The sequence below is a fragment of the Microbacterium aureliae genome, from assembly GCF_054780155.1.
On sequence record NZ_BAAGWW010000002.1, the window covers coordinates 522,429 to 549,247 of the forward strand.

General features: G+C 71.9%; 21 protein-coding genes and 1 riboswitch. Of the genes, 17 read left to right on the forward strand and 4 right to left on the reverse strand.

All coding sequences use genetic code 11. The annotated features are described in order from the left end of the window. Positions 1 to 25 precede the first annotated feature (25 nt). A riboswitch (TPP riboswitch) is annotated at positions 26 to 135 on the forward strand. The 6 genes from ACYVF4_RS08610 (at position 128) to ACYVF4_RS08635 (ending at position 5,533) form a co-directional block, all read left to right on the forward strand. Continuing rightward, positions 128 to 766: an ECF transporter S component gene (locus ACYVF4_RS08610; RefSeq protein ID WP_460721725.1), complete on the forward strand. Its 639-nt coding sequence runs from the start codon at positions 128 to 130 to the stop codon at positions 764 to 766. It overlaps the preceding riboswitch by 8 nt. A gap of 4 nt (positions 767 to 770) precedes the next feature. After that, positions 771 to 2,252 carry an ABC transporter ATP-binding protein gene (locus tag ACYVF4_RS08615; protein WP_460721727.1) on the forward strand — a complete coding sequence of 494 codons (1,482 nt, stop codon included), beginning with the start codon at positions 771 to 773 and terminating at the stop codon, positions 2,250 to 2,252. Then, entirely contained in the window at positions 2,249 to 3,037 is a 789-nt protein-coding gene (locus tag ACYVF4_RS08620) for an energy-coupling factor transporter transmembrane component T family protein (RefSeq protein ID WP_460721729.1), read from the forward strand. The genes ACYVF4_RS08615 and ACYVF4_RS08620 overlap by 4 nt, the downstream gene beginning before the upstream one ends. Positions 3,038 to 3,150: 113 nt before the next feature. Continuing rightward, positions 3,151 to 3,912, forward strand: a complete 762-nt coding sequence (locus ACYVF4_RS08625) for an SDR family NAD(P)-dependent oxidoreductase (RefSeq protein WP_460721731.1) — start codon at positions 3,151 to 3,153, stop codon at positions 3,910 to 3,912. Further along, the gene (locus ACYVF4_RS08630) at positions 3,909 to 4,697 is read left to right on the forward strand and encodes an enoyl-CoA hydratase/isomerase family protein (RefSeq protein ID WP_460721732.1); all 789 of its coding nucleotides are present in this window, start codon (positions 3,909 to 3,911) and stop codon (positions 4,695 to 4,697) included. The genes ACYVF4_RS08625 and ACYVF4_RS08630 overlap by 4 nt, the downstream gene beginning before the upstream one ends. Next, positions 4,694 to 5,533, forward strand: coding sequence for an SDR family oxidoreductase (locus ACYVF4_RS08635; protein WP_460721734.1), 840 nt, complete (start codon positions 4,694 to 4,696; stop codon positions 5,531 to 5,533). Before ACYVF4_RS08630 ends, ACYVF4_RS08635 begins: the two co-directional genes overlap by 4 nt. 7 nt (positions 5,534 to 5,540) lie before the next feature. Here ACYVF4_RS08635 and ACYVF4_RS08640 read toward each other — a convergent pair whose 3' ends face one another. After that, positions 5,541 to 6,416, reverse strand: a complete 876-nt coding sequence (locus ACYVF4_RS08640; protein ID WP_460721736.1) for a hypothetical protein — start codon at positions 6,414 to 6,416, stop codon at positions 5,541 to 5,543. Between the two features lie 145 nt (positions 6,417 to 6,561). On the opposite strand from ACYVF4_RS08640, the gene rlmN reads away from it, so the two are divergent. From rlmN to ACYVF4_RS08655, 3 genes are all read left to right on the forward strand, one after another. Continuing rightward, complete coding sequence (gene rlmN / locus ACYVF4_RS08645; protein WP_460721738.1) at positions 6,562 to 7,842, forward strand: dual-specificity RNA methyltransferase RlmN; 1,281 nt, start codon at positions 6,562 to 6,564, stop codon at positions 7,840 to 7,842. A gap of 63 nt (positions 7,843 to 7,905) precedes the next feature. Continuing rightward, entirely contained in the window at positions 7,906 to 8,919 is a 1,014-nt protein-coding gene (locus tag ACYVF4_RS08650) for an aldo/keto reductase family protein (protein ID WP_460721740.1), read from the forward strand. A gap of 6 nt (positions 8,920 to 8,925) precedes the next feature. Further along, a complete protein-coding gene (locus ACYVF4_RS08655) occupies positions 8,926 to 9,402 on the forward strand; it encodes an NUDIX domain-containing protein (protein WP_460721742.1) in 477 nt (158 codons plus the stop codon). Positions 9,403 to 9,418: 16 nt separating this feature from the next. On the opposite strand, the gene ACYVF4_RS08660 is transcribed toward ACYVF4_RS08655, so the two are convergent. Genes ACYVF4_RS08660 through ACYVF4_RS08670 form a run of 3 tightly spaced genes read right to left on the reverse strand, consistent with a single transcriptional unit; the run spans position 9,419 to position 12,524 of the window. After that, positions 9,419 to 9,886: a GbsR/MarR family transcriptional regulator gene (locus ACYVF4_RS08660; RefSeq protein WP_460721744.1), complete on the reverse strand. Its 468-nt coding sequence runs from the start codon at positions 9,884 to 9,886 to the stop codon at positions 9,419 to 9,421. Continuing rightward, entirely contained in the window at positions 9,883 to 11,496 is a 1,614-nt protein-coding gene (locus ACYVF4_RS08665; RefSeq protein WP_460723094.1) for an ABC transporter permease, read from the reverse strand. The genes ACYVF4_RS08660 and ACYVF4_RS08665 overlap by 4 nt, the downstream gene beginning before the upstream one ends. A gap of 2 nt (positions 11,497 to 11,498) precedes the next feature. Beyond that, a complete protein-coding gene (locus tag ACYVF4_RS08670) occupies positions 11,499 to 12,524 on the reverse strand; it encodes an ABC transporter ATP-binding protein (RefSeq protein WP_460721745.1) in 1,026 nt (341 codons plus the stop codon). A gap of 159 nt (positions 12,525 to 12,683) precedes the next feature. On the opposite strand from ACYVF4_RS08670, the gene ACYVF4_RS08675 reads away from it, so the two are divergent. The 8 genes from ACYVF4_RS08675 (at position 12,684) to mmsB (ending at position 26,818) form a co-directional block, all read left to right on the forward strand. Next, on the forward strand, positions 12,684 to 13,397 hold the full coding sequence (locus tag ACYVF4_RS08675) for a GntR family transcriptional regulator (protein ID WP_460721747.1): 714 nt from the start codon (positions 12,684 to 12,686) through the stop codon (positions 13,395 to 13,397). Continuing rightward, a complete protein-coding gene (locus ACYVF4_RS08680; protein ID WP_460721749.1) occupies positions 13,394 to 14,920 on the forward strand; it encodes an MmgE/PrpD family protein in 1,527 nt (508 codons plus the stop codon). The genes ACYVF4_RS08675 and ACYVF4_RS08680 overlap by 4 nt, the downstream gene beginning before the upstream one ends. Positions 14,921 to 15,080: 160 nt before the next feature. After that, positions 15,081 to 15,983, forward strand: coding sequence for a methylisocitrate lyase (gene prpB, locus ACYVF4_RS08685; protein ID WP_460721751.1), 903 nt, complete (start codon positions 15,081 to 15,083; stop codon positions 15,981 to 15,983). A gap of 1 nt (position 15,984) precedes the next feature. Beyond that, positions 15,985 to 17,175 (forward strand): bifunctional 2-methylcitrate synthase/citrate synthase, encoded by a 1,191-nt coding sequence (locus ACYVF4_RS08690; RefSeq protein ID WP_460721753.1) that lies wholly within the window; start codon positions 15,985 to 15,987, stop codon positions 17,173 to 17,175. Positions 17,176 to 17,230: 55 nt separating this feature from the next. Next, a complete protein-coding gene (locus ACYVF4_RS08695) occupies positions 17,231 to 18,409 on the forward strand; it encodes a thiolase family protein (RefSeq protein ID WP_460721755.1) in 1,179 nt (392 codons plus the stop codon). 376 nt (positions 18,410 to 18,785) lie between these two features. Further along, positions 18,786 to 24,542: a pullulanase-type alpha-1,6-glucosidase gene (gene pulA, locus ACYVF4_RS08700; protein ID WP_460721757.1), complete on the forward strand. Its 5,757-nt coding sequence runs from the start codon at positions 18,786 to 18,788 to the stop codon at positions 24,540 to 24,542. A 214-nt stretch (positions 24,543 to 24,756) separates the two neighbouring features. After that, complete coding sequence (locus tag ACYVF4_RS08705) at positions 24,757 to 25,923, forward strand: acyl-CoA dehydrogenase family protein (RefSeq protein WP_460721759.1); 1,167 nt, start codon at positions 24,757 to 24,759, stop codon at positions 25,921 to 25,923. A gap of 1 nt (position 25,924) precedes the next feature. Then, positions 25,925 to 26,818, forward strand: coding sequence for a 3-hydroxyisobutyrate dehydrogenase (gene mmsB / locus ACYVF4_RS08710; protein ID WP_460721761.1), 894 nt, complete (start codon positions 25,925 to 25,927; stop codon positions 26,816 to 26,818). Position 26,819: the final 1 nt, after the last annotated feature.

The following is a 26,819-nucleotide window of genomic DNA, read 5'->3' on the forward strand; positions in this document are numbered from 1 at the left end:
CCCCGCCGCAGCGCGCTATACTCATCGCCACAACCACGGGAGTCCGGTGAGCCGGGCTGAGAGGAAGCGACCCACGCTTCGACCGTCGAACCTGATCCGGGTCATGCCGGCGCAGGGAGGAGATCCGATGCACACGTCCACATCCGCATCCACCGGCACGGGCACGTCCACGCCCCCGCGTCGCAGCCTTCGCTGGCGCGTCGTCGACATCGTCGTCGCCAGCGTCATCGGCGTCGCGTCCGGCCTCATCTTCCTGGCCTGGAACGTCGGGTACCTCGGACCGAAGACGCTGCTGGACCCGCTCCTGCCCGGCCTTCAGGGTCTGCTCGACGGCCCATGGCTGTTCGCCGGCGTCCTGGGTGCGCTCATCATCCGCAAGCCCGGCGCCGCGATCTACACCGAGACGCTCGCCGCAGTGGTCTCCGCCCTCGTCGGCAACCAGTGGGGCGGCTTCCTCACGATCGAGGCGGGGCTCGTCCAGGGTCTGGGCGCCGAGCTGATCTTCCTGCTCTTCCTCTACAAGCGGTGGAGCCTGCCGGTGGCGGTCCTCGCCGGCGCGGGAGCGGCCCTCGCGGGCGGCATCAACAACCTGCTGCTGTGGTACGTCGGCGCCGACGCCCTCTTCACCGTCGTCTACCTCGCCTCGACGATCGTCTCGGGTGCGGTCATCGCCGGCGCCCTGTCGTGGCTGCTGGCGCGAGGACTCGCCGCCACGGGCGCCCTCGACCGGTTCGCGTCCGGCCGGGACGTCCGCACGCGGGTCTGACGCGGTGGGCGGCGCAGTCCCCCGCGCCGCGGCCGTCGAGGCGCGCGGGTGGGGATGGCGGCACGCGTCGCGCCGCGACTGGGCGCTTGCGGGCGTGGACCTGCGGATCGAGCCGGGGGAGCGCGTGCTGCTGCTCGGCGCCTCGGGCGCCGGCAAGTCCACGCTCCTGCACGGCCTCGCCGGGGTCCTCGGCGGCGAGGAGGAGGGCGAGACCGCAGGATCCCTGCTCATCGACGGGATGCCGGCGGCCGAGGCGCGCGGTCGTGCGGGCCTGGTCATCCAGGACCCCGATTCGCAGGTCATCCTCGCCCGGGTCGGCGACGACGTCGCGTTCGGCTGCGAGAACCTCGGGGTCCCGAGGGACCGCATCTGGCCGCGCGTGCGCGAGGCGTTGGACGCCGTCGGACTTGACGTGCCGCTGGACCGGCCCACCAAGGCGCTGTCGGGCGGGCAGAAGCAGCGGCTGGCGCTGGCGGGGTCCCTCGCCATGCGGCCGGGCCTGCTGCTGCTGGACGAGCCCACCGCCAACCTCGACCCGGCGGGCGTCGTCGAGGTGCGCGACGCCGTGGCGGCGGCCCTGGACGCGCAGCCGATGACCCTCGTCGTCGTGGAGCACCGGATCGACGTGTGGCTGCCGCTCATCGACCGGGTCATCGTCATCGGCGGCGCCGGCGACGCCGGGGGGACGGGCGCGGTCATCGCCGACGGCACCCCGGCCGACGTGCTGCGGGGGCAGGGGCAGTCCCTGGCCGCGGCGGGGGTCTGGGTGCCCGGCATCCGCCCGCCGCACCCGCCCCCGCCGGCCACGCACGGCGGCGGCCCGCTGCTGGTGGCCCGCGAGCTGACGGTCCAGCGCGTGGCGGGGCGACCCGTCGCCGCCGGGATCGACCTCGACGTGCGCGCCGGCTCGGCGCTCGCCGTGACCGGCCCGAACGGCGCGGGCAAGTCCACGCTCGGGCTCACCCTCGCCGGTCTGCTGCCGCCGGCATCGGGCCGGCTGTCGGCGGCCGGCGACCTGGCCGAGGCCGTGCCCGCCGAGCCGATCCGCTGGACGTCGCGGCAGCTGCTGACGCGCATCGGCACGGTGTTCCAGGACCCCGAGCACCAGCTGCTGTCGACGACGGTGCGGGGCGAGCTCGAGGTCGGCCCGCACGCGCTCGGGCTCGATCCGGACGAGACCGCGCACCGCGTGGACGACCTGCTCGACCGGCTGCGGCTGCGGCGGCTCGAGCGCGCGAACCCCTACACGCTGTCCGGCGGCGAGAAGCGGCGGCTGACCGTGGCCGCGGCCCTCGCCACCCGACCTCGCGTGCTTGTCCTGGACGAACCCACCTTCGGCCAGGACGCGCGCACGTGGGCGGAGCTGGTGGGGCTGCTCGCGCAGCTGCGCGACGGCGGCGCCGCCGTGGTCGCCATCACCCACGACCTCGACGTCGTCGCGGCGCTGTACGCCGACCGGTACGAGCTCGCGGCGGTGGCGGCATGACGCTCCTGGACACGCGCGCCCGAACGGGGACCGTCGCCGCCATCAACCCGGTCGCCAAGCTCGGTGCCGCCGCGCTCATCGCGCTGCCTCTCATCTTCACCATCGACGTCGTATCGGCCGGCGTCGCGCTCGCCCTGGAGCTGCTGCTGCTGCCCTTCGCGGGGCTCGGCTGGCGGGAGTTCTGGGTGCGGACGTGGCCGGTGTGGCTCGCGGCGCCGCTGACCGCTCTCACGATCGCGCTCTACGGCGAGACGTCCGGGCAGATCTACGCGGAATGGTTCGTCGTCCGCATCAGCGAGGGGTCCCTCGCCCTCGCCGCCGCCACCCTGCTGCGCGTCCTCGCCATCGCGCTGCCGTCGGTGGTGCTCTTCGTGACCGTCGACCCGACCGATCTCGCCGACGGCCTGGCGCAGGTGCTGCGTCTGCCCGCCCGCTTCGTCCTGGGCGCCCTCGCCGGCCTGCGCATGGTGGGGCTGTTCATCGACGACTGGCGCGCGCTGGAGCTCGCCCGCCGCGCCCGCGGCGTGGCCGACCGGGGCCGGCTACGGCGATTCCTCGGCATGGCCTTCGCGCTGCTGGTGCTCTCGATCCGCCGCGGGTCCAAGCTCGCCACCGCCATGGAGGCGCGCGGCTTCGGCGCGCCGGGTCGCCGCACGTGGGCGCGGGACTCGGCGTTCGGCGCGCGGGAGTGGGCGCTCATGGCGCTGGGCGCGACGGTCGCCGCGGTCGCGGTGGGCGCCGCCGTGGCCACCGGCGCCTGGAACTTCATCCTCGGCCCGGCCTGACGAGGCCGCGGCGCGCTCGCTACCGTAGAGGGCGGGATCGTCCGTCGTGCGGTTTCCGCGTGGGACTGCGTTCCACGTATTGTGGAACGCGATATCGGTTCGAAGGAGAACTCATGGAGCTCACGGGCGCAGCCGCCCTCGTCACCGGCGGAGCCAGCGGACTGGGACTGGCCACGGCCCGCCGCCTGTCCGCCGCGGGCGCCGCCGTCACGATCGTCGACCTGCCCACGTCGCCCGGCGCCGACGTGATCGCCGGGTTCGGCGGCACCTTCGCTGCCGCCGACGTCACCGACCCCGATCAGGTCGCCGCCGCGGTGGCGCAGGCTGCGGCATCCGGGCCCCTTCGCGTGGTCGTCAACTGCGCCGGGATCGCCCCGCCCGCCAAGGTCCTCGACCGCGACGGGCGTCCGACGCCCCTCGCCGACTTCGAGCGCATCGTGCGCATCAACCTCGTCGGCACCTACAACGTCGTCGCGCAGGCCGCGGCCGTCATGGCGCAGGCCGAGCCGGCCGTTGGGGGCGACCGCGGCGTCATCGTCAACACCGCCAGCGTCGCCGCCTTCGACGGCCAGATCGGCCAGCCCGCGTACGCGGCCAGCAAGGGCGGCGTCCACGCGATGACCCTGCCGATCGCCCGCGAGCTCGCCCGTTACGGCATCCGCGTGGTCACGATCGCCCCCGGGATCATGGAGACGCCCATGCTGAAGGGGCTGCCGCAGGCCGCGCAGGACTCCCTCGGCCTGCAGGTTCCCTACCCGCAGCGCCTCGGCCGCCCGGACGAGTACGCCGACCTCGTCGCGGCGATCGTCGCCAACGGCTACCTCAACGGCGAGACGATCCGCCTGGACGGCGCGATCCGGATGGCGCCGAAATGAGCGAGTCGATCCTCGTCTCGCGCGAGGGCGCGCTCGCGCGCGTGACCTTCAACCGGCCGGCATCCCTCAACGCCATGGGGTTCGAGATGGGCGGCCGCTGGCGGGACGTCGCGCGGGAGCTCGTCGCCGACGACTCCGTCGGCGCGATCCTGCTCGATGCCGCCGGCCCGGCGTTCTGCGCCGGCGGCGACGTGGTCGAGATGGCCACGTCGCAGGCGGCGGGCCGCGACGTCACCGAGGCGGCGCGGACCATCCATGACGGCATCCGGGCTTTCGTCGAATCGGACAAGCCGATCGTCGCCGCCGTCCAGGGTGCCGTCGCCGGCGGCGGACTCGGCCTCATGCTCGTCGCGGACTACATCGTCGCCGCGGACCGCGCCCGGTTCGTCAGCAAGTACGCCGAGATCGGCCTGACCCCCGACCTCGGGGTCTCGACGCTGCTGCCGGCCGCGGTGGGGCAGCGCCGCGCGCTGCAGCTGCTGCTGCAGGACGTGACGATCGACGCCGCCACCGCGTTGGAGTGGGGACTCGTGACCGAGGTGGTCCCCGCCGAGCGGCTCGCCGATCGCGCCCGCGAGGTCGCCGGGGCGTGGCTGGCCGGTGCGACCGCCGCGTTCGGGCAGGCCAAGCGCCTCGTGCGCACGGGCGCCGGACGCCAGTTCGCCGACAACCTGGACGACGAGGCGCGCTCCATCGGCGCCGCCTTCGACACCCCCGAGGCGAAGGCCCGCATCCGCGCCTTCGCCGCCGCGTCGGCCGACAGAGGAACCCGAGGAGAGAGATGACCGACACCAGCCTCGCCGGCAAGACCATCCTGATGTCCGGCGGCAGCCGCGGCATCGGGCTCGCGATCGCCCTGCGCGCCGCGCGCGACGGCGCCAACGTCGCGATCATGGCCAAGACCGACACCCCGCACCCCAAGCTCGAGGGCACCGTGCACACCGCCGCCGAGCAGATCCGCGCCGCGGGCGGGCAGGCCCTCGCCATCGTCGGCGACGTCCGGCTGGACGACGACATCACCGAGGCGGTCCTGAAGACCCAGGGCGAATTCGGCGGCATCGACATCGTCGTCAACAACGCCAGCGCCATCGACCTGTCCGGCTCGCTCGAGCTCGACGCGAAGAAGTACGACCTGATGCAGGACATCAACGTACGCGGCACGTTCATGCTCTCGCGCGCGGCCGTCCCCATGCTGAAGGATGCCGAGAACCCGCACATCCTGTCGCTGTCGCCGCCGCTGAACCTCTCGCCCCGCTGGCTGGGCGCGCACACCGCATACACGCTGGCCAAGTACGGCATGTCGATGGTCACGCTCGGGATGGCGTCGGAGTTCGCCTCGGACGGCATCGCCGCCAACACGCTGTGGCCGCGCACGACGATCGCGACGGCGGCGGTGCAGTTCTCGCTCGGCGGCGAGCGCATGATGAAGGTCAGCCGCACGCCCGAGATCTACGCCGACGCGGCGTACGAGGTGCTCATGCGTCCCGCTCGCGAGTGCACGGGGCAGGGCCTCATCGTCGAGGACGTGCTGACGGATGCCGGCATCACCGACTTCTCGCGCTACGCCGCGGTGCCCGGCACCCCGGACAGTGCGCTCTTCCCCGACATCTTCCTCGATTGACCCGGGCTCACGGGTCGCCGAAATAGGTGAGCGTCCCGCCGCCGAGCACCACCACCGCGCCGCGCTGCGGCAGCCACCAGTACTCGATCCGCTCGGTGGCGTCCATCTGCTGCGGGCGGCGGACGGCGTCGATGCTGCCGTAGCCGAGGGCGACGCTCACGCCGTGCTCGCGGAACACCTGGTCCGCCACGCACTGACCCTTCGTCATCCCGTCGCGTGCGACCAGGATGCAGGGATGGCCGCTGCGAGAGCGTGCGAGCCACAGATCCCACCCGTAGTAGGTGCCGATGCTCGTCGCCCACTGCAGGTCCTCGGGGATCGGGAAGGCCGGCGGCGGCGAGGGCTGGACGTAGCGGGCGAGCGACCGGTCGAGCGGGATCTGCAGCAGGACCGTCCCGTCGGGGATCGCCGCCGCGGCAGCGACCGCCACGGGCGTGGGGGATGCCGTCGGCGTGGGCGCGGCGGACTCCGCCGAGGTCGTGAGTCCCGCGGTGACCTGCGCGGCCGCGACCGCGAGGGCGATGACGCCGACGGCCGCCACCGCGAGGCCGCGTCGCCGCGCGGGCGGTGCGGGGCCGGAGGAGTCGGCCTGGCCGGCGGGCCCGGCCGGTGCCGCCGCATCCTCGGGGGGAGCGGCATCCGTGGTGGAAGCGGCATCCGCGGCCCGCGGGACTGCGCGTTCGGCGGTCATCGCGAGCGCGGCGTCCTCGAGACTCGCGCTCGCGGCGTCCTCGGCACGGATCGCCGCCGCCCGTTCCTGCCGGGCGAGCCCCTCGAGCTCCTCGAGTCGGGCGCGGGCGACGGGATCGCCGTCGATGTCGGGCGCGGGGCCGAAGGCGCGGCGTCTCAGCGTCGCGAGCTCGGCTCGTGTGACCTCATCCATCCCGTCCGCTCCATCGCGTGACGCGCCCCGCCCGCGTCGGCGTCCCCGCGTTCCACGGTAGCCCTCGCCGGCGGGCCCAGGGCCGGTGCGGCCGAATCGATCCGCGGCCAGGCTTCACGCAGGCCCGTCGCCTAACCTGGAACGCATGACGTCGACCCGCCCTCCTGCCGACTCCCGGCGCCCCGCCGCCCCGGCCGACGGGCGGCCCGAGAACACCCCCGTCATCCAGGTGCGCCCGAAGACCGAGGGGTGGTCGCAGAAGAAGGACGCCGAGGGGCGCCCGCTCCTGCAGTTCGCCTCTCCCAAGCGCGGCAAGCCGCCCGTGCACCTGGCCGACCTCGCCCCCGCCGAGCGCGCGGCGAAGGTCGCCGAGCTCGGCATGCCGTCCTTCCGGGCGAAGCAGCTCGAGAAGCACTACTTCACGCACTACACCTCTGACCCGGCGCGCATGACCGACCTGCCGGCATCCGGTCGTGACGAACTCGTCCACGGGATGCTGCCGCCCCTGCTGACCCTGGTCCGCAAGCTCGAGACCGACCGCGGCGACACGATCAAGTTCCTGTGGAAGCTGCACGACGGTGCGCTGGTGGAGTCGGTGCTCATGCGCTACCCCGGCCGCATCACGCTGTGCGTGTCGAGCCAGGCCGGATGCGGCATGAACTGCCCGTTCTGCGCGACCGGCCAGGCAGGCCTCACCCGCAACATGTCGGCGGCCGAGATCGTCGACCAGGTCGTGCGGGCCAACCGCCTCATCGCCGACGGCGGGCTCGGCGACCCGCGCCGCGTCGGGCACGAGGGCGAGCGGGTGACGAACATCGTCTTCATGGGGATGGGCGAGCCGCTGGCCAACTACGCCCGCGTCATGCAGGCCGTCCGGGTCATGACCGACAAGAAGCAGGGGCTCGGGATGAGCGCCCGCGGCATCACGGTCTCGACCGTCGGGCTGGTGCCGGCGATCACGAAGCTCGCGAACGAGGACATCCCGGTGACCTTCGCGCTGTCGCTGCACGCCCCCGACGACGAGCTGCGCGACGAGCTGATCCCGGTGAACTCCCGGTGGAAGGTCGACGAGGCCCTCGATGCCGCTCGCGCGTACTTCGACCGCACCGGGCGCCGGGTGTCGATCGAGTACGCCCTCATCAAGGACATGAACGACCACGGCTGGCGCGCCGACCTGCTCGGCGACAAGCTGAACGCCCGCGGCCGCGGCTGGGTGCACGTGAACCCGATCCCGCTCAACCCCACTCCCGGGTCGATCTGGACCGCGTCCGAGCCGGCCGTGCAGGACGAGTTCGTGCGCCGCCTCGAGGCCAAGGGCATCCCGACGACGCTGCGCGACACCCGCGGCAAAGAGATCGACGGTGCGTGCGGGCAGCTGGTGGCCACGGCCGAGGACGAGCAGGCCGCCGCGGCGACCCCCGTCTAGGACACTCGGGGCGCCGGTCGTCAAGTCCGCATCCGCGTCGCCGACCCCGTCTACGCTGGCCCGATGGTTGAATATCGATACCTCGGCAACAGCGGCCTCAAGGTCAGTGAGATCACCTACGGCAACTGGGTCACCCACGCGTCGCAGGTCGAGAACGACGCCGCGATCAAGACCGTCCACCGCGCGCTCGATCTCGGCATCACCACCTTCGACACCGCCGACACGTACGCCAACACCGCCGCGGAGTCCGTCCTCGGCGAGGCGCTGAAGGGCCAGCGGCGCGAGTCGCTCGAGATCTTCACGAAGGTCTACTTCCCGACCGGCCCGAAGGGGCCGAACGACACCGGCCTCAGCCGCAAGCACATCATGGAGTCGATCAACGGCTCGCTCACGCGGCTGGGCACCGACTACGTCGAGCTCTACCAGGCCCATCGCTACGACTACGAAACCCCGCTCGAAGAGACGATGCAGGCGTTCGCCGACGTCGTCCGGCAGGGCAAAGCCCTCTACATCGGCGTCTCGGAATGGACCGCCGAGCAGCTGCAGGCCGGCCACGAACTGGCGAAGGAGCTGAAGTTCCAGCTCGTGTCCAACCAGCCCCAGTACTCGGCGCTGTGGCGCGTGATCGAGGGCAAGGTCGTGCCGACCTCGGCCGACCTCGGCATCTCGCAGATCGTCTGGTCGCCGATGGCCCAGGGCGTCCTCAGCGGCAAGTACCTGCCCGGGCAGCAGGCGCCCGCCGGCTCGCGGGCGACGGACGAGAAGAACGGCGCGGAGTTCATCAAGCGCTTCATGACCGACGACGTCCTCACCGCCGTGCAGAAGCTCAAGCCGGTGGCCGAGCAGGCGGGACTCACGATGCCGCAGCTGGCGATCGCGTGGGTGCTGCAGAACCCGAACGTCGCCGCCGCCCTCGTGGGCGCGTCCCGGCCGGAGCAGCTCGACGACAGCGTCAAGGCCTCGGGCGTGACGCTGGATGCCGACATCCTCGCCGCGATCGACGACGCCCTCGCGCCGGTCGCCGTCACCGACCCCGAAGAGACGTACTCGGTCTCGCCGAAGTCGCGCCTGGTGTGACCTGAGGTGACCGCGAGCGCCGGCATCCTGCTGTATCGACTCACCCCGGCCCCCGAGGTGCTGATCGTCCACATGGGCGGCCCGTTCTGGGCGAGCAGGGATGCTGGCGCGTGGTCGATCCCCAAGGGCGAGTTCGATCCGGATGGCGAGTCCGCCCTCGTGGCCGCACGCCGCGAGTTCCGCGAGGAGCTCGGCATCGACCCGCCCGGCACGCCGTACGCCGAACTGGGCACCTGGGCGTATTCGTCGGGCAAGCGGGTCACCGTCTTCGTCGCCGATGGCGCCGGGGTGGAGCTCGACGGCGTCGCCTTCGGCGAGTTCGAGCTGGAGTGGCCTCCTCGCTCCGGCCGCACCCGGCGATTCCCCGAGGTGGACCGCGTGGAGTGGATGGCCCCGGATGCCGCGCGCGAGCGCCTGGTGACGGGGCAGCGGCCCGCGCTCGACGCGCTCGCGGCGCACCTCGCCGCCCTCGGCGCCGGGTGAGACGGGTCGGCGCGGGTCAGCGCTGCGCGCGCCATTCGGCCACGAGGTCCGGCATCCGTGCAGCGAGGAAGCGCAGGAAGTCGGCCGTGTCACGCGCGCGGGCGACGGAGTCCGGCGCCTCGGCGTTGTCGTCGGCGATGCGGTCCATCAGGTCGGCGAGCCGCGCGTACAGCGGCGTGTTGCCGGTGACGACGCCGCCGAACGCGTCGTCGGCCAGGTCGTAGCGGTCCCGTCGCTCGCCGGGCCGGGACAGCCTCTGGGCGATGTGCATCGACTGCAGGTAGCGCACCGCGCCCGAGACGGCCCCGGCCGACACCCCCAGCCGCTCGGCCAGTTCCGCGGCGGTGTAGCCGTCGTCGGGCGAGCCGACGAGGGCCATCATGACGCGGGCGGGCATGCGGGCCATCCCCGCTGCCGTCATGAGGGCGGCGGCCTGCTCGGCCGCCTCGGTGCCGGCGTGGGCGCGGCCGGTGACCGCGCTCATCCGTTTGCCGCCATCTCGCGCCGCCGCATCAGGGTGAGCGCGGCCGCCGCGCCCACGGCGACCACGGCGATCAGCCCCCACACCCCGCCGGGGTCGATGCCGTCGCCGTCGGGCGTCGGGACAGCGGCGAACGGCGAGAACTGGATGATCGACTCGTCCAGACCGAAGATCGTGCCGAAGAACGCCAGGCCCGCCGCGGCGATCACGAGCGCCCACCCGAGCACCACGGTCGCGCGCGGCAGCAGGGTGAAGACGACGGCGGTCAGCACGGCGAAGACGGATGCCGCGGCCACCTGTCCCGCGCCCGACACGAACGCGTCGCGCAGCCGGTCCGGGTCGCCGTCGGTGGCGGCGAGCGAGACGGCCGAGGCCGTGACGGCCACCGCGACGATGATCAGGATGCCGGCGACTGCCGTGGCCAGGAAGGCGGCGAGCCAGCGGGACCGGCTGATCGCGGTCGCGAGCGTCGCCTCGGCGGTGCCGCGCACCTCTTCCTGCCGGGCACGCTGGACGGTCTGGACACCGAAGCACGATGCGAGCACCCCCACCATGACGTAGAACGTCACGAGGATCCCCTGGTCCATCGACCCCTGTTCCGCCAGCCGGCGCAGGATCGCGGCGACGGTGGGATTGTCGGTGGCCATCTCGCCGATGACCGACCCGAGCGCGGTGGACAGGGTGCCGACGACCGCCGCGCCGACCGACCATGCCACGAGCGACCCCGCGCTCAGCCGCCACGCCAGCCCCCACGGCGACGACAGCAGCGGACCTGCGTCGGCGCGCGCCGCGTGCGTGTCGAACAGGCCTGCACCCACGTCGCGCCGCACGTGCAGGGCCCACGCCGCTCCGAGCAGCACGATCGTCGCGATGAGGGCGGGGAGAAGCGAAGCCAGGTGGTCGTCGCCGAAGGGCCGCACGTTCTCGGCCCACGCGAACGGCGACGCCCACGCCAGCGGAGAGCTGTACATGCGGGTCAGGTCGTCGCTCGGGGTGCCGATGGCGTTGCCGATCCCGGCGACGAGGAACGCGGTCAGCAGCACCGCGACGGTGAGCGAGTTCGCCGCGCGAGCGGACCGCACCAGCTGCGCGGTCACGAGCGAGAGCGCCAGGAACACCCCGCCGAAGGCGAGCAGGGCGACGCCGGTGGCCAGCGCGCCCTGCGCCGGCAGTCCCGTCCCGGCCAGCGCTGCGGCGCTCGCCGCCGAGAAGAGCACGCAGGCGAGGATGCCGTGGGCCAGGGTGGCGACCGTCGGGAGCATCCGGTCGGCGGGGGTCGCGGCCACGAGGTCGGCGCGCTCGGTCTCCTCCTCGGCGCGCGTGTGCCGCACGACGAGGAACCCGGCCATGAGTGCGATGAGCAGGCACAGGAACGGCAGGATCAGGAAGATCAGGAACGCGCCCTCCTCGGCACCCGACGGCAGACCGCGGAAGACGAGGATGACAGGGTTGGCGAGAGCGAGCGCGAGCAGCGCGTGCCGCTCCTGGTCGGTGCCGAAGGTGTCGGCGACGCCGGCGGCGGATCCCGCCGACAGCAGCGCCGCGGCGGCGATCCAGACGGCCAGCTGCACCGCATCTCGCCGCATGCGCTGCAGGAGCAGCGCGGCGAACATGCTCACGCCCCCTTCCGGCGGTCCCGGCGCAGACGACGCGACGACGGCCCGGCGTCTGCGCCCGCCGAGGACGGGCGCGACTGCTCGTCGGATGCTCCGGGCTCGGCGCGCTCCGCGGCGGCGCCCTCGCGCAGGTCGTCGCCGTAGTGGCGCAGGAACAGGTCCTCGAGCGACGGGGGTGCGATCCGCAGTCCCGCCGCCCCCTGCGCCGCCAGCGCCGGCAGCACTCCGGCGAGCGCGTCGGTGTCGACGGTGAACCGCAGCAGGCCGTTGTCGCCCGAGACGTCGTGCACCCCCGGCATCCCCGCCACCGCGCCCGGATCACGTGATTCGATCGCAACCTCGGTGCGGGTGAGGTGGCGAAGCTCCCGCAGCGTCCCGGTCTCGACGATGCGTCCCGCGCGGATGATCGAGACGTGGTCGCACAGGTGCTCGACCTCGGACAGGATGTGGCTCGACAGCAGCACCGTGGCGCCCGCCGCGGTCACCCGGCGGACCTCGCTGCGGAACACGACGTCCATGAGCGGGTCCAGGCCGCTCGTCGGCTCATCGAGGATGTAGAGCTCGGCGGGCACCGCGAACGCCGCGATCAGGGCGACCTTCTGCCTGTTGCCCTTCGAGTACGACCGGCCCTTCTTGCGCGGGTCGAACTGGAACGCCTCGATCAGGCGGTCCTTGCGTTCGCGGTAGGCGCGATCGCGGCGACCCGCCCCGCGCAGCCGCGACAGGAAGTCGATCGCCTCGCCGCCCGACAGGTTCGGCCACACGCTCACGTCGCCCGGCACGTAGGCGATGCTGTGATGCAGCTCGGCGGCGTTCTGCCAGGGGTCCGAGCCGAACACCTCGACGAAGCCGTCCGTCTTGCGGGCGAGCCCGAGCAGGATCCGGATCGTGGTGGACTTGCCCGCGCCGTTGGGCCCCAGGAATCCATGGACCTGCCCGGCCGCCACGCGCAGGTCGAGTCCGTCCAGGGCGTGGACCGGACCGTAGTGCTTGGTCAGGTCGCGGGTGAGGATGACGTCGGTCATGGCCGTGAAGCTACGCCGATTTCACAAACTTGTGAAGATGGGTGCACGAACGGCGCCGACCGCACGCAGTGTATACCCAAGCGCGTGCTGGGGCACTCCATGGCGGACCGGTGGGGGTTTGTGTATACACTGAACCTGATTCGTCGAGGAGGTGCCCGTATGCGAGCCAGCGATCGCGCGTACGCCACGCTGCTCGACGAGATCCAGCGCGGCGCACTCGCCCCCGGCGCCGTCCTCGGCGAGGTCGAGCAGGCCGCGCGGCTCGGTGTCAGCCGCACGCCGCTGCGCGAGGCCCTCAGCCGCCTCGCCGCCGACGGGCTGGTCGTGCAGGTGTCGCCCCGCGTCACCGCCGTGAGCCCGGTCGATGCCGACGACATCCGGCAGCTGTTCGAAGTCCGCCGCGCCCTCGAAGAGACCGCCGCGCGGCTGGCTGCCGCGCGCGCCGACCGGCGGCTGTTCGCCGGCCTCGCCGAGCGCTTCGCCGACGCGCTGCTGGACGGAGAGGACGGGCGCGACGCGTACTACGCCCTCATCGCCGACTTCGACGCCGCCGTCGACCGGGCCGTCGGCAACGACTACCTGACCGCCGCGCTGCGGACCGTGCGCACCCACCTCGTCCGCGTCCGGCGCCTCGCCCGCGACAACCCGGCGCGCCTGGCGGCATCTTCGGCGGAGCACGCGCTGGTGGCGCGGGCCATCGCCGCCGGCGACGGCGACCTCGCCGCCCACGCCACCCACGTGCACCTGCACAACGCCCTCACGAGCATCCTCACCTCTCTCGAGAGCACACCACGGATGCCGGCATCCGACGAACCGACCCCGGCGCGCTCCGCCGCGCGGGGCGCCCGACCCGCAACCCAAGGAGCAGCATGACCATCACGCATCACCTGCGCGTGCACCGCAGCGACGAGAACCTCGCCCGTGAGGGACAGCTGGCCTGGCACATCGCCGAGGTGGCGGCGGATCCCGTCGCCGTCGACGACGACGTCGTCGAGATGATCATCAACCGCGTCATCGACAACGCCGCCGTCGCGGCGGCCTCGCTCACCCGCGCCCCCGTGAGCGCCGCGCGGCAGCAGGCCCTCGACCACGCGGTGTCGGTCAGCGGCACCGGCGCGACCATCTTCGGCTGCGCCCTCGAGCGGCGCACGTCGCCGGAGTGGGCCGCATGGGCGAACGGCGTCGCGGTGCGCGAGCTCGACTACCACGACACGTTCCTCGCCGCCGACTACTCCCACCCCGGCGACAACATCCCCCCGATCCTGGCGGTCGCCCAGCACGTCGGCGCCGACGGGCAGGCGCTCGTGCGGGGCCTGGCGACCGGCTACGAGATCCAGATCGACCTCGTGCGCGCCATCTGCCTGCACAAGCACAAGATCGACCACGTCGCCCACCTGGGCCCGTCGGCCGCGGCCGGCATCGGCACGCTGCTGGGCCTTCCCGTCGAGACGATCTACCAGGCGGTCGGGCAGGCGCTGCACACCACCACCGCCACCCGCCAGTCGCGCAAGGGCGAGATCTCGACCTGGAAGGCGCACGCGCCGGCCTTCGCCGGGAAGATGGCGATCGAGGCCGTGGACCGCGCGATGCGCGGCGAGACCTCGCCGTCGCCCATCTACGAGGGTGAGGACGGCGTCGTGGCCTGGATGCTGGACGGCCCGGACGCCTCGTACGACGTGCCCCTCCCCGCCCCGGGCGAGCCCAAGCGCGGCATCCTGGACTCCTACACGAAGGAGCACTCGGCCGAGTACCAGGCGCAGGCGTGGATCGACCTCGCACGCAAGCTGCACAACGCGCGCCCCGAGCTCGCCGATCCCGCGAACGTCGAGTCGATCGTGCTGCACACCTCGCACCACACCCACTACGTGATCGGCTCGGGCGCGAACGACCCGCAGAAGTACGACCCGACCGCGTCGCGCGAGACGCTGGACCACTCGATCCCCTACATCTTCGCCGTCGCGCTGCAGGACGGCGGCTGGCACCACGTCGACTCGTACGCGCCCGAGCGCGCCGGCCGTGAGGACACCGTGGCACTGTGGCACAAGATCACGACGGCCGAAGACGCCGAGTGGACCCGCCGCTACCACTCCGAGGACCCGAACGAGAAGGCCTTCGGCGGGCGTGTGGTCATCACCCTCACCGACGGCTCGACCGTCGAGGACGAGATCGCGGTGGCCGACGCCCATCCCCTGGGTGCGCGGCCGTTCGCCCGCGAGGATTACATCCGCAAGTTCCGGATCCTCGCCGAGCCGGTGCTCGCCGCGGACGAGATCGAGCGGTTCCTGGACCTCGCCCAGCGCCTGCCGGAGCTCACCGCCGAAGAGGTGCTGCAGCTGACGATCGTCGCCGCCCCGGGCGTCCTCGCGACGGCGCCCGCCCCGAAGGGCCTCTTCTGATGCGCCCCGCTCCGGCGTCCCTCCGGCCGCTGGGCGGTGCGGCGTCCCTCCGGTCGCTGGGCGGTGCGGCGTCCTTGCGGTCGCTGGGCGGTGCGGCGTCCCTCCGGTCGCTGAGCGAGCGCAGCGAGACGAAGCGCGCCCGACCCCAGGCGGCCCGCTGATGCTCTACTCCACCGTCCCCGCCCACGAGAAGCGCCGCATCCTGCGCGAGCGCCTCGCCTCCGGAGAGCTCCTGCGGTTCCCGGGCGCCTTCAACCCGCTATCCGCCCGCCTGATCGACCGCCGCGGATTCGAGGGCGTCTACATCTCGGGCGCCGTCCTCTCGGCCGACCTGGGTCTGCCCGACATCGGGCTGACGACGCTGACCGAGGTCGCCGCGCGCGGCCAGCAGATCGCCCGCATGACGGATCTGCCCGCTCTCATCGACGCCGACACCGGCTTCGGCGAGCCGATGAACGTCGCCCGCACCGTCCAGACCCTCGAGGATGCGGGCCTGGCGGGCATGCACATCGAGGATCAGGTGAACCCCAAGCGCTGCGGGCACCTGGACGGCAAGTCCGTCGTGGATGCCGACACGGCGGTCAAGCGCATCCGCGCGGCCGTCGATGCGCGCCGGGACGAGAACTTCCTGATCATGGCGCGCACCGACATCCGGGCCGTCGACGGGCTGGATGCCGCGATCGACCGGGCGAGAGCGCTCGTGGACGCCGGTGCCGACGCCGTATTCCCCGAGGCGATGCGCACGCTCGACGAGTTCGCCGCCGTGCGGGCCGCCGTCGACGTCCCGATCTTGGCCAACATGACCGAGTTCGGGAAGTCCGAGCTCTTCAGCGTGGAGCAGCTGCGCGACGTCGGCGTCAACATCGTGATCTGGCCGGTGTCGCTCCTGCGGATGGCGATGGGTGCGGCATCCCGGACTCTCGACACGCTCGAGTCGGAGGGGCATCTCACCTCGCGGCTCGGCGAGATGCAGCACCGCGCCGACCTGTACGACCTGGTGGACTACGAGGAGTACGCCCACTTCGACCAGAACGTCTTCACCTTCTCGATCACCAAGGAGTGACATGACCGACATCGACATCAAGAAGGGCCTCGCCGGGGTCACGGTCGACTACACCGCCGTGTCGAAGGTGAATCCCGAGACGAACTCGCTGCTGTACCGCGGCTACCCGGTGCAGGAGCTCGCGGCGACCCAGTCGTTCGAGGCGGTGGCGTGGCTGCTGTGGCACGGCGAGCTGCCGACGCCGGATGAGCTGGCGTCGTTCCGCGCGACCGAGCGCGCCCATCGTGCACTGCCGGACGACGTCCGCGCCGCCATCGATCTCGTCCCCCTCGACGCCCACCCCATGGACGAGGTGCGCACCGCCGTCAGCCTGCTCGGATCACGTGATCTGGCCGGTTCGGGATCGGTGATGGATGCCAGCGGATCGGTCGAGCAGAACCTCGAGCGCAGCATCCGCCTGTTCGCCGTCCTTCCCGCGATCGTCGCCTACGGGCAGCGACGCCGGCGCGGCGAAGCGCTCGTCGAGCCGCGGGACGATCTGGACTACGCGGCGAACTTCCTGTGGATGACCTTCGGGGAGGAGGCGCACGACGTCGTCGTCGACGCGTTCAACCGGTCGATGATCCTGTACGCCGAGCATTCGTTCAACGCCTCGACCTTCACCGCGCGAGTGATCGCGTCCACGCTCAGCGACCTGTATTCGGCGGTCGTCGGCGCGATCGGAGCGCTGAAGGGCCCGCTGCACGGCGGCGCGAACGAAGCGGTTCTGCACATCTTCGACGAGATCGGGTCGGCCGAGAACGTCGAGGGCTGGCTCGACCGCGCGCTCGCCGAGAAGCGCAAGATCATGGGCTTCGGCCACCGCGTCTACAAGCGCGGCGACTCGCGGGTGCCCACGATGAAGGCGGCGCTCGACACGCTCGTCGCCCACTACGACCGCCCTGACGTCGCGGCGCTGTACGACGCGCTCGAGTCCGGGTTCGTCGCGCGGAAGGGCATCTATCCGAACCTGGACTATCCGTCGGGCCCGGCGTACAACCTGATCGGGTTCGACACGGCCACCTTCACGCCGCTGTTCGTCGCCGCCCGGGTGACGGGGTGGACGGCGCACATCATGGAGCAGCTGTCCTCGAACGCGCTGATCCGCCCGCTGTCGGCCTACAACGGCCCCGACGAGCGCCACATCGACGGCTACGTGCCCGACACTGCCGCGATCGACGTGGCCGAGCGGCCCGAAGAAGCCGCGGGCTGAGGCTCGAGCGCCGGTTCGTAGGGGGGTGGACGCTCGCCGGTGCAAGGATCGGCTCATGAGAACTGCCGTCATCGTCGACGTCGTCCGCACCCCGTCCGGACGAGGCAAGCCGGCGGGAGCGCTGAGCGCCGCTCATCCCGTCGACCTCGCCGCCGGCGTGCTCATGGCCGTCCTCGAGCGCAACGGCCTGGACTCGGTCCAGATCGACGACGTCCTGCTCGGGTGCGTCAGCCAGATCGGCGACCAGGCGATGAACATCGCGCGTCAGGCGGTCCTCGCCGCCGGGTTCGACGAGACCGTCCCCGCGACCACGATCGACCGCCAATGCGGATCCAGTCAGCAGGCCGCCCACTTCGCCGCGCAGGGTGTCATGGCCGGCGCGTACGACATCGTGATCGCCGGCGGCGTCGAGTCGATGAGCCGCGTACCGCTCGGATCGTCGCGTCAGGGCGGCACCCCGGCCGACGGCATCCGTCGCCGTTATCCGCACGGACTCGTGAACCAGGGCGTCTCGGCCGAGCTCATCGCCGCGAGGTGGGGGATCGGCCGCGCCGAGCTCGACGAGTACGCGGCGGAATCGCACCGGCGGGCGGCCGAAGCGTGGTCCCGCGGCGCGTTCGACTCGCAGGTGGTGCCCGTCCTCGCCGGCGGCGACGAGGCGGTCGCCGTCGACGAGACCATCCGCGAGGGGACCACGGCCGATCGCCTCGCCGCCCTGCCGCCGGCCTTCCGCACCGACGAACTCGCCGCGCGCTTCCCTGAGATCGGCTGGCACATCACGGCGGGCAACTCTTCTCCACTGACGGATGCTGCGTCCGCCGCGCTCATCATGTCCGAGGAGCGCGCGCTCGAGCTCGGCCTGACGCCGCGGGCGCGTTTCCACTCGTTCGCGGTGGTCGGCGACGACCCGCTCATGATGCTGACCGGCCCCATTCCCGCCACCCGCCGCATCCTGGAGCGCAGCGGTCTGCGCGTGGGCGACCTCGACGCGTACGAGGTCAACGAGGCCTTCGCGTCCGTGCCGCTGGCGTGGCAGCGCGACCTCGGCGCCGACCCCGCGAAGCTCAACCCGTGGGGCGGTGCCATCGCGCTCGGCCACGCCGTCGGAGCCTCCGGAACCCGCCTGCTCGGCACCCTCGTCGCGCACCTCGAGGCCACCGGCGGCCGCTACGGGCTGCAGACCATGTGCGAAGGCGGCGGCATGGCCAACGCCACGATCATCGAGCGCCTGTAGGGGCCTACCTGCGGGCCGGGTCCTCCGTTCGCCGACGGCGATGGGAGGGGATGTCGGCGAGCGGAGGACCGAAATCGCGATTTCGTACTCCTTTGGGTGACATCCACTCCGCTCGGTGTCGGCGAAGGGAGGATGCCGAGGCGCGGGGCGTTTCGTCTCGCTACGCTCGCTCGACGACCGGGTGGGAGTGAGCGGCGCGCCGTGCAAGCGCTTGCGATCGCGGATGCTGCGGCCCACGGCATCCGCGGGAAAACCCGCGCATGAGACCCTTCTCATGCTGTAAGCGCTTGCACTATCGCGGCGGGCGACGTAAAGTCGGCGGCACACCGCATCCTCGGCACGTTGTCGTGCCGCCGCGCCATCAGGAGCACCATTCGTGTCGAAGACGACTCACTCCCGTGTCCGCCGGGTCTCTGCTGCACTCGCCGCAGCGGCCCTCATCATCACCGGGGGCGCGGTCGCCGCGGCTCCCGCGATGGCCGCCGACCGCACGTTCACGCTGGTCGGCGACCTGCAGCAAGAGATCGGGTGCCCGGGTGACTGGCAGCTCGACTGCGGCGCGAGCGCGCTCGTGGCCACCGGAACCGACGGGCTGTACGCCGCCGAGTTCGAGGTGCCGGCCGGGACCTACGAGTACAAGGTCGCCGTCAACGGCACGTGGGACGAGTCGTACGGCCTGAACGGCGGCGGCGACAACATCCCGCTGTCGATCGCGGGCCCTGCGACGCTGCGCTTCCTCTTCGACGACGTGGCGCACCGCGTGGGCGTCGAGGTGCAGTCCACGCGCGGCGAGTACACCGAGGACGACGACGCGCTGGTGGCGGCCCCCGCCCGCCAGCCGGGCAGCGACGAGCAGTTCTACTTCGTCATGACCGACCGCTTCGCCAACGGCGACACCGGCAACGACACCGCCGGCATCGCCGGCGACCGCCTGGACCACGGCTTCGACCCGACGGACAAGGGCTTCTTCAACGGCGGCGACATCGCGGGTCTGCACGCCAACCTCGACTACATCCAGGGCCTGGGCACCTCGGCGATCTGGCTGACCCCCAGCTTCAAGAACCGTCCGGTGCAGGGCGAGGGCGACAACGCCAGCGCCGGCTACCACGGGTACTGGGTGACGGACTTCACGCAGATCGACCCGCACCTCGGCACCAACGCCGAGCTCGAGGCCCTGATCGCCGACGCGCACGAGCGCGGCATGAAGGTCTACTTCGACATCATCACCAACCACACCGCCGACGTCATCGACTACCAGGAGGGTCAGTACTCCTACATCGACAAGGCGACGAGCCCCTACCGCGACGCGGCGGGCGACGCCTTCGACCCGGCCGACTTCGCCGGCACCGGCAGCTTCCCCGAGATGGATGCCGCGACGAGCTTCCCCTACACGCCCGTGGTCTCCGAGGCCGACGCCGACGTGAAGGTGCCCGCGTGGCTCAACGACCCGACGTTGTACCACAACCGCGGCGACTCGACGTGGGAGGGCGAATCGGTCACCTACGGTGACTTCGTCGGCCTCGACGACCTGATGACCGAGCACCCGACGGTGGTCAACGGCTTCGTGGACGTGTACCAGACCTGGATCGACCTGGGTATCGACGGCTTCCGCATCGACACCGCCAAGCACGTGAACTTCGAGTTCTGGGAGGAGTGGTCGGCGCAGGTGCTCGACTACGCCCACGCCGCCGGCAAGCCCGAGTTCTTCATGTTCGGCGAGGTCTACGATGCCGACCCGGTCAAGCTCGCCCCCTACGTCCGCGACACCGACATGAACTCGGTGCTCGACTTCACTTTCCAGTCCGCGGCGGTCGCCTACGCCGCCGGCAACAGCGCAAAGGGCCTGCAGAACCTGTACGCCGGTGACGACCGCTACACGACGCCGGACTCGTCGGCGACGGCGCTGCCGACCTTCCTCGGCAACCACGACATGGGACGGGTCGGGTACTTCCTGCAGAACCAGTCGCAGCCCCTCGAGCGCGACCTGCTCGCGCACGACCTGATGTTCCTCGGCCGCGGCCAGCCGGTGGTCTACTACGGCGACGAGCAGGGATTCGCCGGCGCCGAGCCGGGCAACGACAAGAGCGCCCGTCAGAGCTTGTTCGCCAGCCAGGTCGCGGAGTACACCGACCAGAAGCTCCTCACCGGCGAGACCGTCGGCGCCGTCGACCGTTTCGGCACCGACGAGCCGGTGTACCAGCACATCGCCGGCCTCGCCCAGCTGCGTGCCGAGCACCCCGCCCTCGTCGACGGCGCCCAGATCGAGCGCCACGCGACCAACGGCCCCGGCGTCTACGCCTTCTCTCGCGTCGACCGCGACGACAAGGTCGAGTATCTGGTGGCGCTGAACAACGCCACCGAGGCCAAGACGGTCGAGCTGTCGACCCTCACGGCCGATGCCGCGTTCGCTCCCGTCTACGGTGATGCCGCCGCATTCGACACGGATGCCGCAGCCGCAGCATCCGTCACCGTGCCCGCTCTGTCGGCGACGGTGTTCCGTGCCGACCGGTCCGTGACGGCTCCCGCTGCCGCGAACCCGCTGACCGTGGCGGCCCCCGCCGCCGGTGCGGCGCTCTCCGGTCAGGTCGCCGTGTCGGCGGATGTGGACGACGCGACCTGGGCCGAGACGAGCTTCGCGTGGCGCGTGGTCGGCTCCGACGAGTGGACCGCGCTCGGTACGGCCGAGGACACCGAGCCCCGCGTCTTCCACGACATCCGCGGACTCGCTGCGGGGACCCTCGTGGAGTACCGCGCGGTGACGACGGACGCCGCAGGGCAGCGCGCCGCGGCATCCACCTACGCCTCGGTGGGGAACGCCGTCGCGCTGACGGTCGAAGAGGAGCCGGAATCGTCGATCGACATGGTGACGGTCCCCGGCAGCTTCAACTCCGAGATGGGCTGCGCCGGCGACTGGGCCCCCGCCTGCGAGGCGGCGAAGCTGACGCTCCGCGCCGACGGGATCTGGGAGGGCACCTTCGACCTGCCCGCCGGCTCGTGGGAGTACAAGGTCGCGATCAACGGATCGTGGGACCTCAACTACGGCGCGAACGGCGAGCAGAACGGCTCGAACGTCGCGCTCACCCACGACGGCGGGCCGGTGACGTTCTACTTCGACCCGCGGTCGAACGTCGTCCAGACCACCGCCGACGGACCCATCGTGACCCTGCCCGGCTCGTTCCAGAGCGAACTGGGGTGCCCCGGTGACTGGCAGCCCGAGTGCCTCGCGAGCCTCATGGCAGACGGCGACCGCGACGGCGTGTACACCTTCTCTACCGACGCGATCCCCGCGGGTTCGTACGAGGTGAAGGTCGCCCACAACCGCAGCTGGAGCGAGAACTACGGCGAGGGCGGAGCGCCCGGCGGCGCGAACCTGTCGTTCACCGTCGCCGACGGCGAGCTGATCGTCTTCCGCTACGACATCGAGACGCACGTGCTCACGATCGAGGTCGAGAACCCGCCGCTCGCGGGCATCGGCGAGGAGCGCGCGCACTTCATCGACGCCGAGACCCTGGCCTGGCCGGCGAACCTCGGCGGCGACGCGGACGCGTCCGCGTGGCAGCTGTACGCCTCGGCCGACGCGGGCCTCGAGATCGCCGACGGCGACGTCGTCGGTGCCGAGCCGATCACCCTCGAGCGCATCGAGGGAGGCCTCACCGACGCGCAGGCGGCGCGCTTCCCCGCGCTCGCCGAATACGTCGCCCTGAGCCTGGACGGGCAGACCCGCGACGAGGTCGCGGCGCTCGTGAAGGGCCAGCTGATGGTCGCCCAGCGCGACGATTCCGGCGCGCTCACCGGTGCGACCGGGGTGCAGATCCCGGGCGTCCTCGACGACCTGTACGCGGATGCCGTCGCCGACGTCGAGCTGGGGGTGACCTTCCAGGGTGCGAAGCCGACCTTCCGCCTGTGGGCGCCGACGGCGCAGCAGGCGACACTGCTGACCTGGCCGCCCGGTGCCGACGGCGAGCCGCAGCGTCACGAGGCGACGTGGGACGCAGCATCCGGAGTGTGGACGGTCAAGGGCAAGCCGCAGCTCAAGGGCGCGGAGTACCTGTGGGAGGTCGTCGTGTACGCCCCCGCCACGGGCGCCGTCGAGACCAACCAGGTCACCGACCCCTACTCGGTCGCGCTGACGCTCAACTCCGAGCGTTCGGTCGCCGTCGACCTCGACGACAAGAAGCTGCGGCCGAAGGCGTGGGACAAGACCCCCGCGCCGAAGATCGCGCGTGACGTCGACCGGGCGATCTACGAGCTGCACATCCGCGACTTCTCGATCACCGACGAGTCGGTCCCGGCCGAGGAGCGCGGCACCTACCGCGCCTTCACGCGGGACAGCGCGGGCACGGCGCAGCTGCGCCAGCTCGCCGGAGCGGGCATCAACACCGTGCACCTGCTCCCGTCGTTCGACATCGCCACGATCGAGGAGGACCGCGCCGCGCAGGCCGAGCCCGACTGCGATCTGTCCTCCTTCGCGCCGGACTCCACTGAGCAGCAGGCGTGCATCGAGGCCGTCGCCGACGCGGACGGCTTCAACTGGGGCTACGACCCTTACCACTACACGGTGCCCGAGGGCTCGTACGCGGTGGACGCGAACGGCGGGGCCCGCGTCGCGGAGTTCCGCGAGATGGTCGGCGCGCTGCACGGCATGGGCCTTCAGGTCGTCCTGGACGAGGTGTACAACCACACCGCGCAGTCGGGGCAGGGGGACAAGAGCGTGCTCGACCAGGTCGTGCCCGGCTACTACCACCGCCTGAACGCCGCCGGCGCGGTCGAGACCTCGACCTGCTGCCAGAACGTCGCCACCGAGCACGAGGTCGCCCAGAAGCTCATGGTCGACTCCGTGGTCACGTGGGCGCGGGACTACAAGGTCGACGGCTTCCGCTTCGACCTGATGGGTCACCACTCCAAGGCGAACATGCTCGCGATCCGCGAGGCACTGGACGCGCTGACGATGAAGAAGGACGGCGTCGACGGTTCCGCCATCTACCTCTACGGCGAGGGCTGGAACTTCGGCGAGGTCGCGAACAACGCCCTCTTCGAGCAGGCCACGCAGGGTCAGCTCGGCGGCACCGGCATCGGCACCTTCAGCGATCGTCTTCGGGATGCCGTCCACGGCGGCAGCCCGGTGGACTCGTCGTCGACGTTCTACCAGGGCTTCGGCACGGGCCTGGCGACCGACCCGAACGGCCGTGACGGCTCCGCCCCCGGCGACCCGTTCGCCGACCTGGCGCGCAAGACCGACCTGGTCAAGCTGGGCCTGGCCGGCAACCTGCGGGACTTCGAGATGACTGCGGCCGACGGCTCGACGAAGGCCGGTGACGAGTTCGACTACAACGGCTCGCCCGCCGGCTACGCCGACCAGCCGGACGAGATCATCACCTACGTCGACGCGCACGACAACGAGACGCTGTACGACCTCGGCGTGATGAAGCTGCCCGTGGACACCTCGATGGCCGATCGCGTGCGCATGAACACGCTCATGCTGGCCACCACGACGTTCTCGCAGACCCCGTCGTTCTGGCACGCCGGCACCGAGCTGCTGCGTTCGAAGTCCCTCGACCGCAACAGCTACAACTCCGGCGACTGGTTCAACCGCATCGACTGGACCGGGCAGGAGTCGACGTTCGGCTCGGGCCTGCCGCGCGCGGCCGACAACGAGGCCAAGTGGCCCGTCATGGCGCCGCTGCTGGCGAACCCGGACCTCAAGCCGGGCGCCGACGACATCGCCTCGGCCGAGGCCGCCGCGCTGGATCTGCTGCGCACCCGCAACGAGGTCTCGCTCCTGCGCCTGGGCTCGGCTGACCTGATCCAGCAGAAGGTGTCGTTCCCCGGCAGCGGTCCGGATGCCGTGCCCGGCGTCGTGACCATGCTGATCGACGACACCAAGGGCGCCGACGTGGACCCCACGCGCAAGGCGGCTCTCGTGGCCTTCAACGCCTCGCCTGAGCCGGTCACCGTGGTCCTGTCGGAGCTGGCCGGACGCTCGTTCGCGCTGACGCCGGCGCAGGCGCGCGGCTCGGACACCATCGTGAAGCAGACGTCGTGGGACACCGCGACCGGCACCATCACGATCCCGGCGCGGACCGCCGCGGTGCTCGTGGACGTGCAGGCCAAGCTCCCCGCGCGCGTGCGCTGACCGACATCTCCGGCGCATCGACCGCCGGGGCATGACGAAGACCCCCTCACCCCGTGTGCCGGGTGAGGGGGTCTTCCGTCATCGCACACCGATTTTCATCGGACGCCATGCGGAATAGTAGGACGTCCAGGTAAAATGGCGGCGGTGCCAGAGCCGGCACCGCCGCCCGGCCGGCCGCCCCACGAAGGCGCGCCCGGCAGTGAAAGGAGCACCGGTGTCGACGACGATCACCACCCCGCCGCCCGCGTCCATCGGCGACGAGGAGCGCGCCGCCATCCTCGAGGCCGTCCGGGACTTCGCCCAGACCGAGCTCGCGCCGCATGCACTCGAGTGGGATGCCGGCAAGATCTTCCCCGTGGACACCCTCGCCCGCGCGGGCGAGCTGGGCCTCGGCGGGGTGTACGTCCGTGAGGACGTGGGCGGGACCGCCCTGTCGCGCTCGGATGCCGCCGCCATCTTCGAGGTCCTCGCCGAGGGGGACCCGACGATCGCCGCCTACATCACGATCCACAACATGGTGGCGTGGATGATCGACACCTACGGCTCCGACCTGCAGCGTCAGGAGTGGCTGCCGCGACTGGTGACCATGCAGGAGCTCGGCAGCTACTGCCTGACCGAGCCGGGCGCCGGGTCCGACGCCGCGGCGATCACCACCACGGCGATCCGCGACGGCGACGAGTTCGTGCTCACCGGCGTGAAGCAGTTCATCTCGGGCGCCGGTTCGTCCTCGGTCTACATCGTGATGGCCCGGACCGGCGAGCCGGGTGCGCGCGGCATCAGCGCCTTCCTCGTGCCCGCGGGCACCCCCGGACTGTCGTTCGGGTCGCTCGAGCGAAAGATGGGGTGGAACGCCCAGCCCACGCGGCAGGTGATCCTCGACGAGGTGCGCGTTCCCGCCGCCGGCATGCTCGGCGGCGAGGGGCAGGGCTTCAAGATCGCGATGTCGGCCCTCAACGGCGGACGCGTCAACATCGCCGCATGCTCGCTCGGCGGCGCGCAGTGGGCTCTCGATCAGGCCACGCGCTACGTGCGCGAGCGCTTCACGTTCGGCGAGCCGCTCGCCGAGAAGCAGTCCGTGGTCTTCACCCTGGCCGACATGGCCACCGAGCTGCGCGCGGCGCGGGCGCTGGTCCGGGATGCGGCGGCCGCCCTCGACGAGAAGGCCCCCGACGCGGTGCTCCGCTGCGCGATGGCGAAGCGGTTCGCCACCGACGCCGGGTTCCGCGTCGCCAACGAGGCCCTGCAGCTGCATGGCGGCTACGGCTACCTGCAGGACTACGGCATCGAGAAGGTCGTGCGGGACCTGCGCGTCCATCAGATCCTCGAGGGGACGAACGAGATCATGCGGGTCATCATCGGCCGCGAGCTGCTGGGAGGCTGACATGCGGATCGCATTCCTCGGACTCGGGCACATGGGGCTTCCCATGGCGGCCAACCTCGCCGCCGCCGGGCACGCCGTCGCCGGCTACGACGTCTTCGAACCGGCGCGCGAGGCGGCCCGCGGCCGCGGCATCACGGTCGCAGACTCCGCGCTGACCGCCGTCGCCGACGCCGAGGTCGTCGTGACGATGTTCCAGACCGGTCAGCAGGTGCTCGACGCGTACACCGGCGCCGGCGAGCGGGGGCTCCTCGAGGCCGCGCCCGCGGGCACGCTCTTCCTGGAGTGCTCGACGATCGCCGTCGACCAGGCCCGCGAGGCTCACCGCCTCGCGGAGCAGGCGGGTCATCGCTGTCTGGACGCGCCGGTCTCGGGTGGGGTCGTCGGGGCCGAGAACGCCACGCTGGCGTTCATGGTCGGTGGCACGCCCGAGGACTTCGCCGCGGCCGAGCCGGTGCTGCAGGCGATGGGCAAGCGCATCGTGCACTGCGGCGAGGCGGGACTGGGGCAGGCCGCGAAGGTCTGTAACAACATGATCCTCGCCGTGTCGCAGATCGCCGTCGCCGAGGCGTTCGTCCTCGGCGAGCGGCTCGGACTCAGTCATCAGGCCCTGTTCGACGTCGCCTCGAACGCCTCGGGCCAGTGCTGGGCGCTCACCACCAACTGCCCGGTCCCCGGCCCGGTGCCCACCAGCCCCGCCAACCGCGACTACGCGCCCGGGTTCGCGGGTGCGCTCATGGATAAGGACCTCGGGCTCGCCGAGCACGCCATCGCCGCCACCGGAACCGACGCCCGGATGGGCATGCTCGCCCGCGAGCTGTACCACGCGTTCGCATCCGGGCCCGGGGCCGGGCAGGATTTCTCGGGGATCATCACCACGATCCGCTCCGCACCGTGAG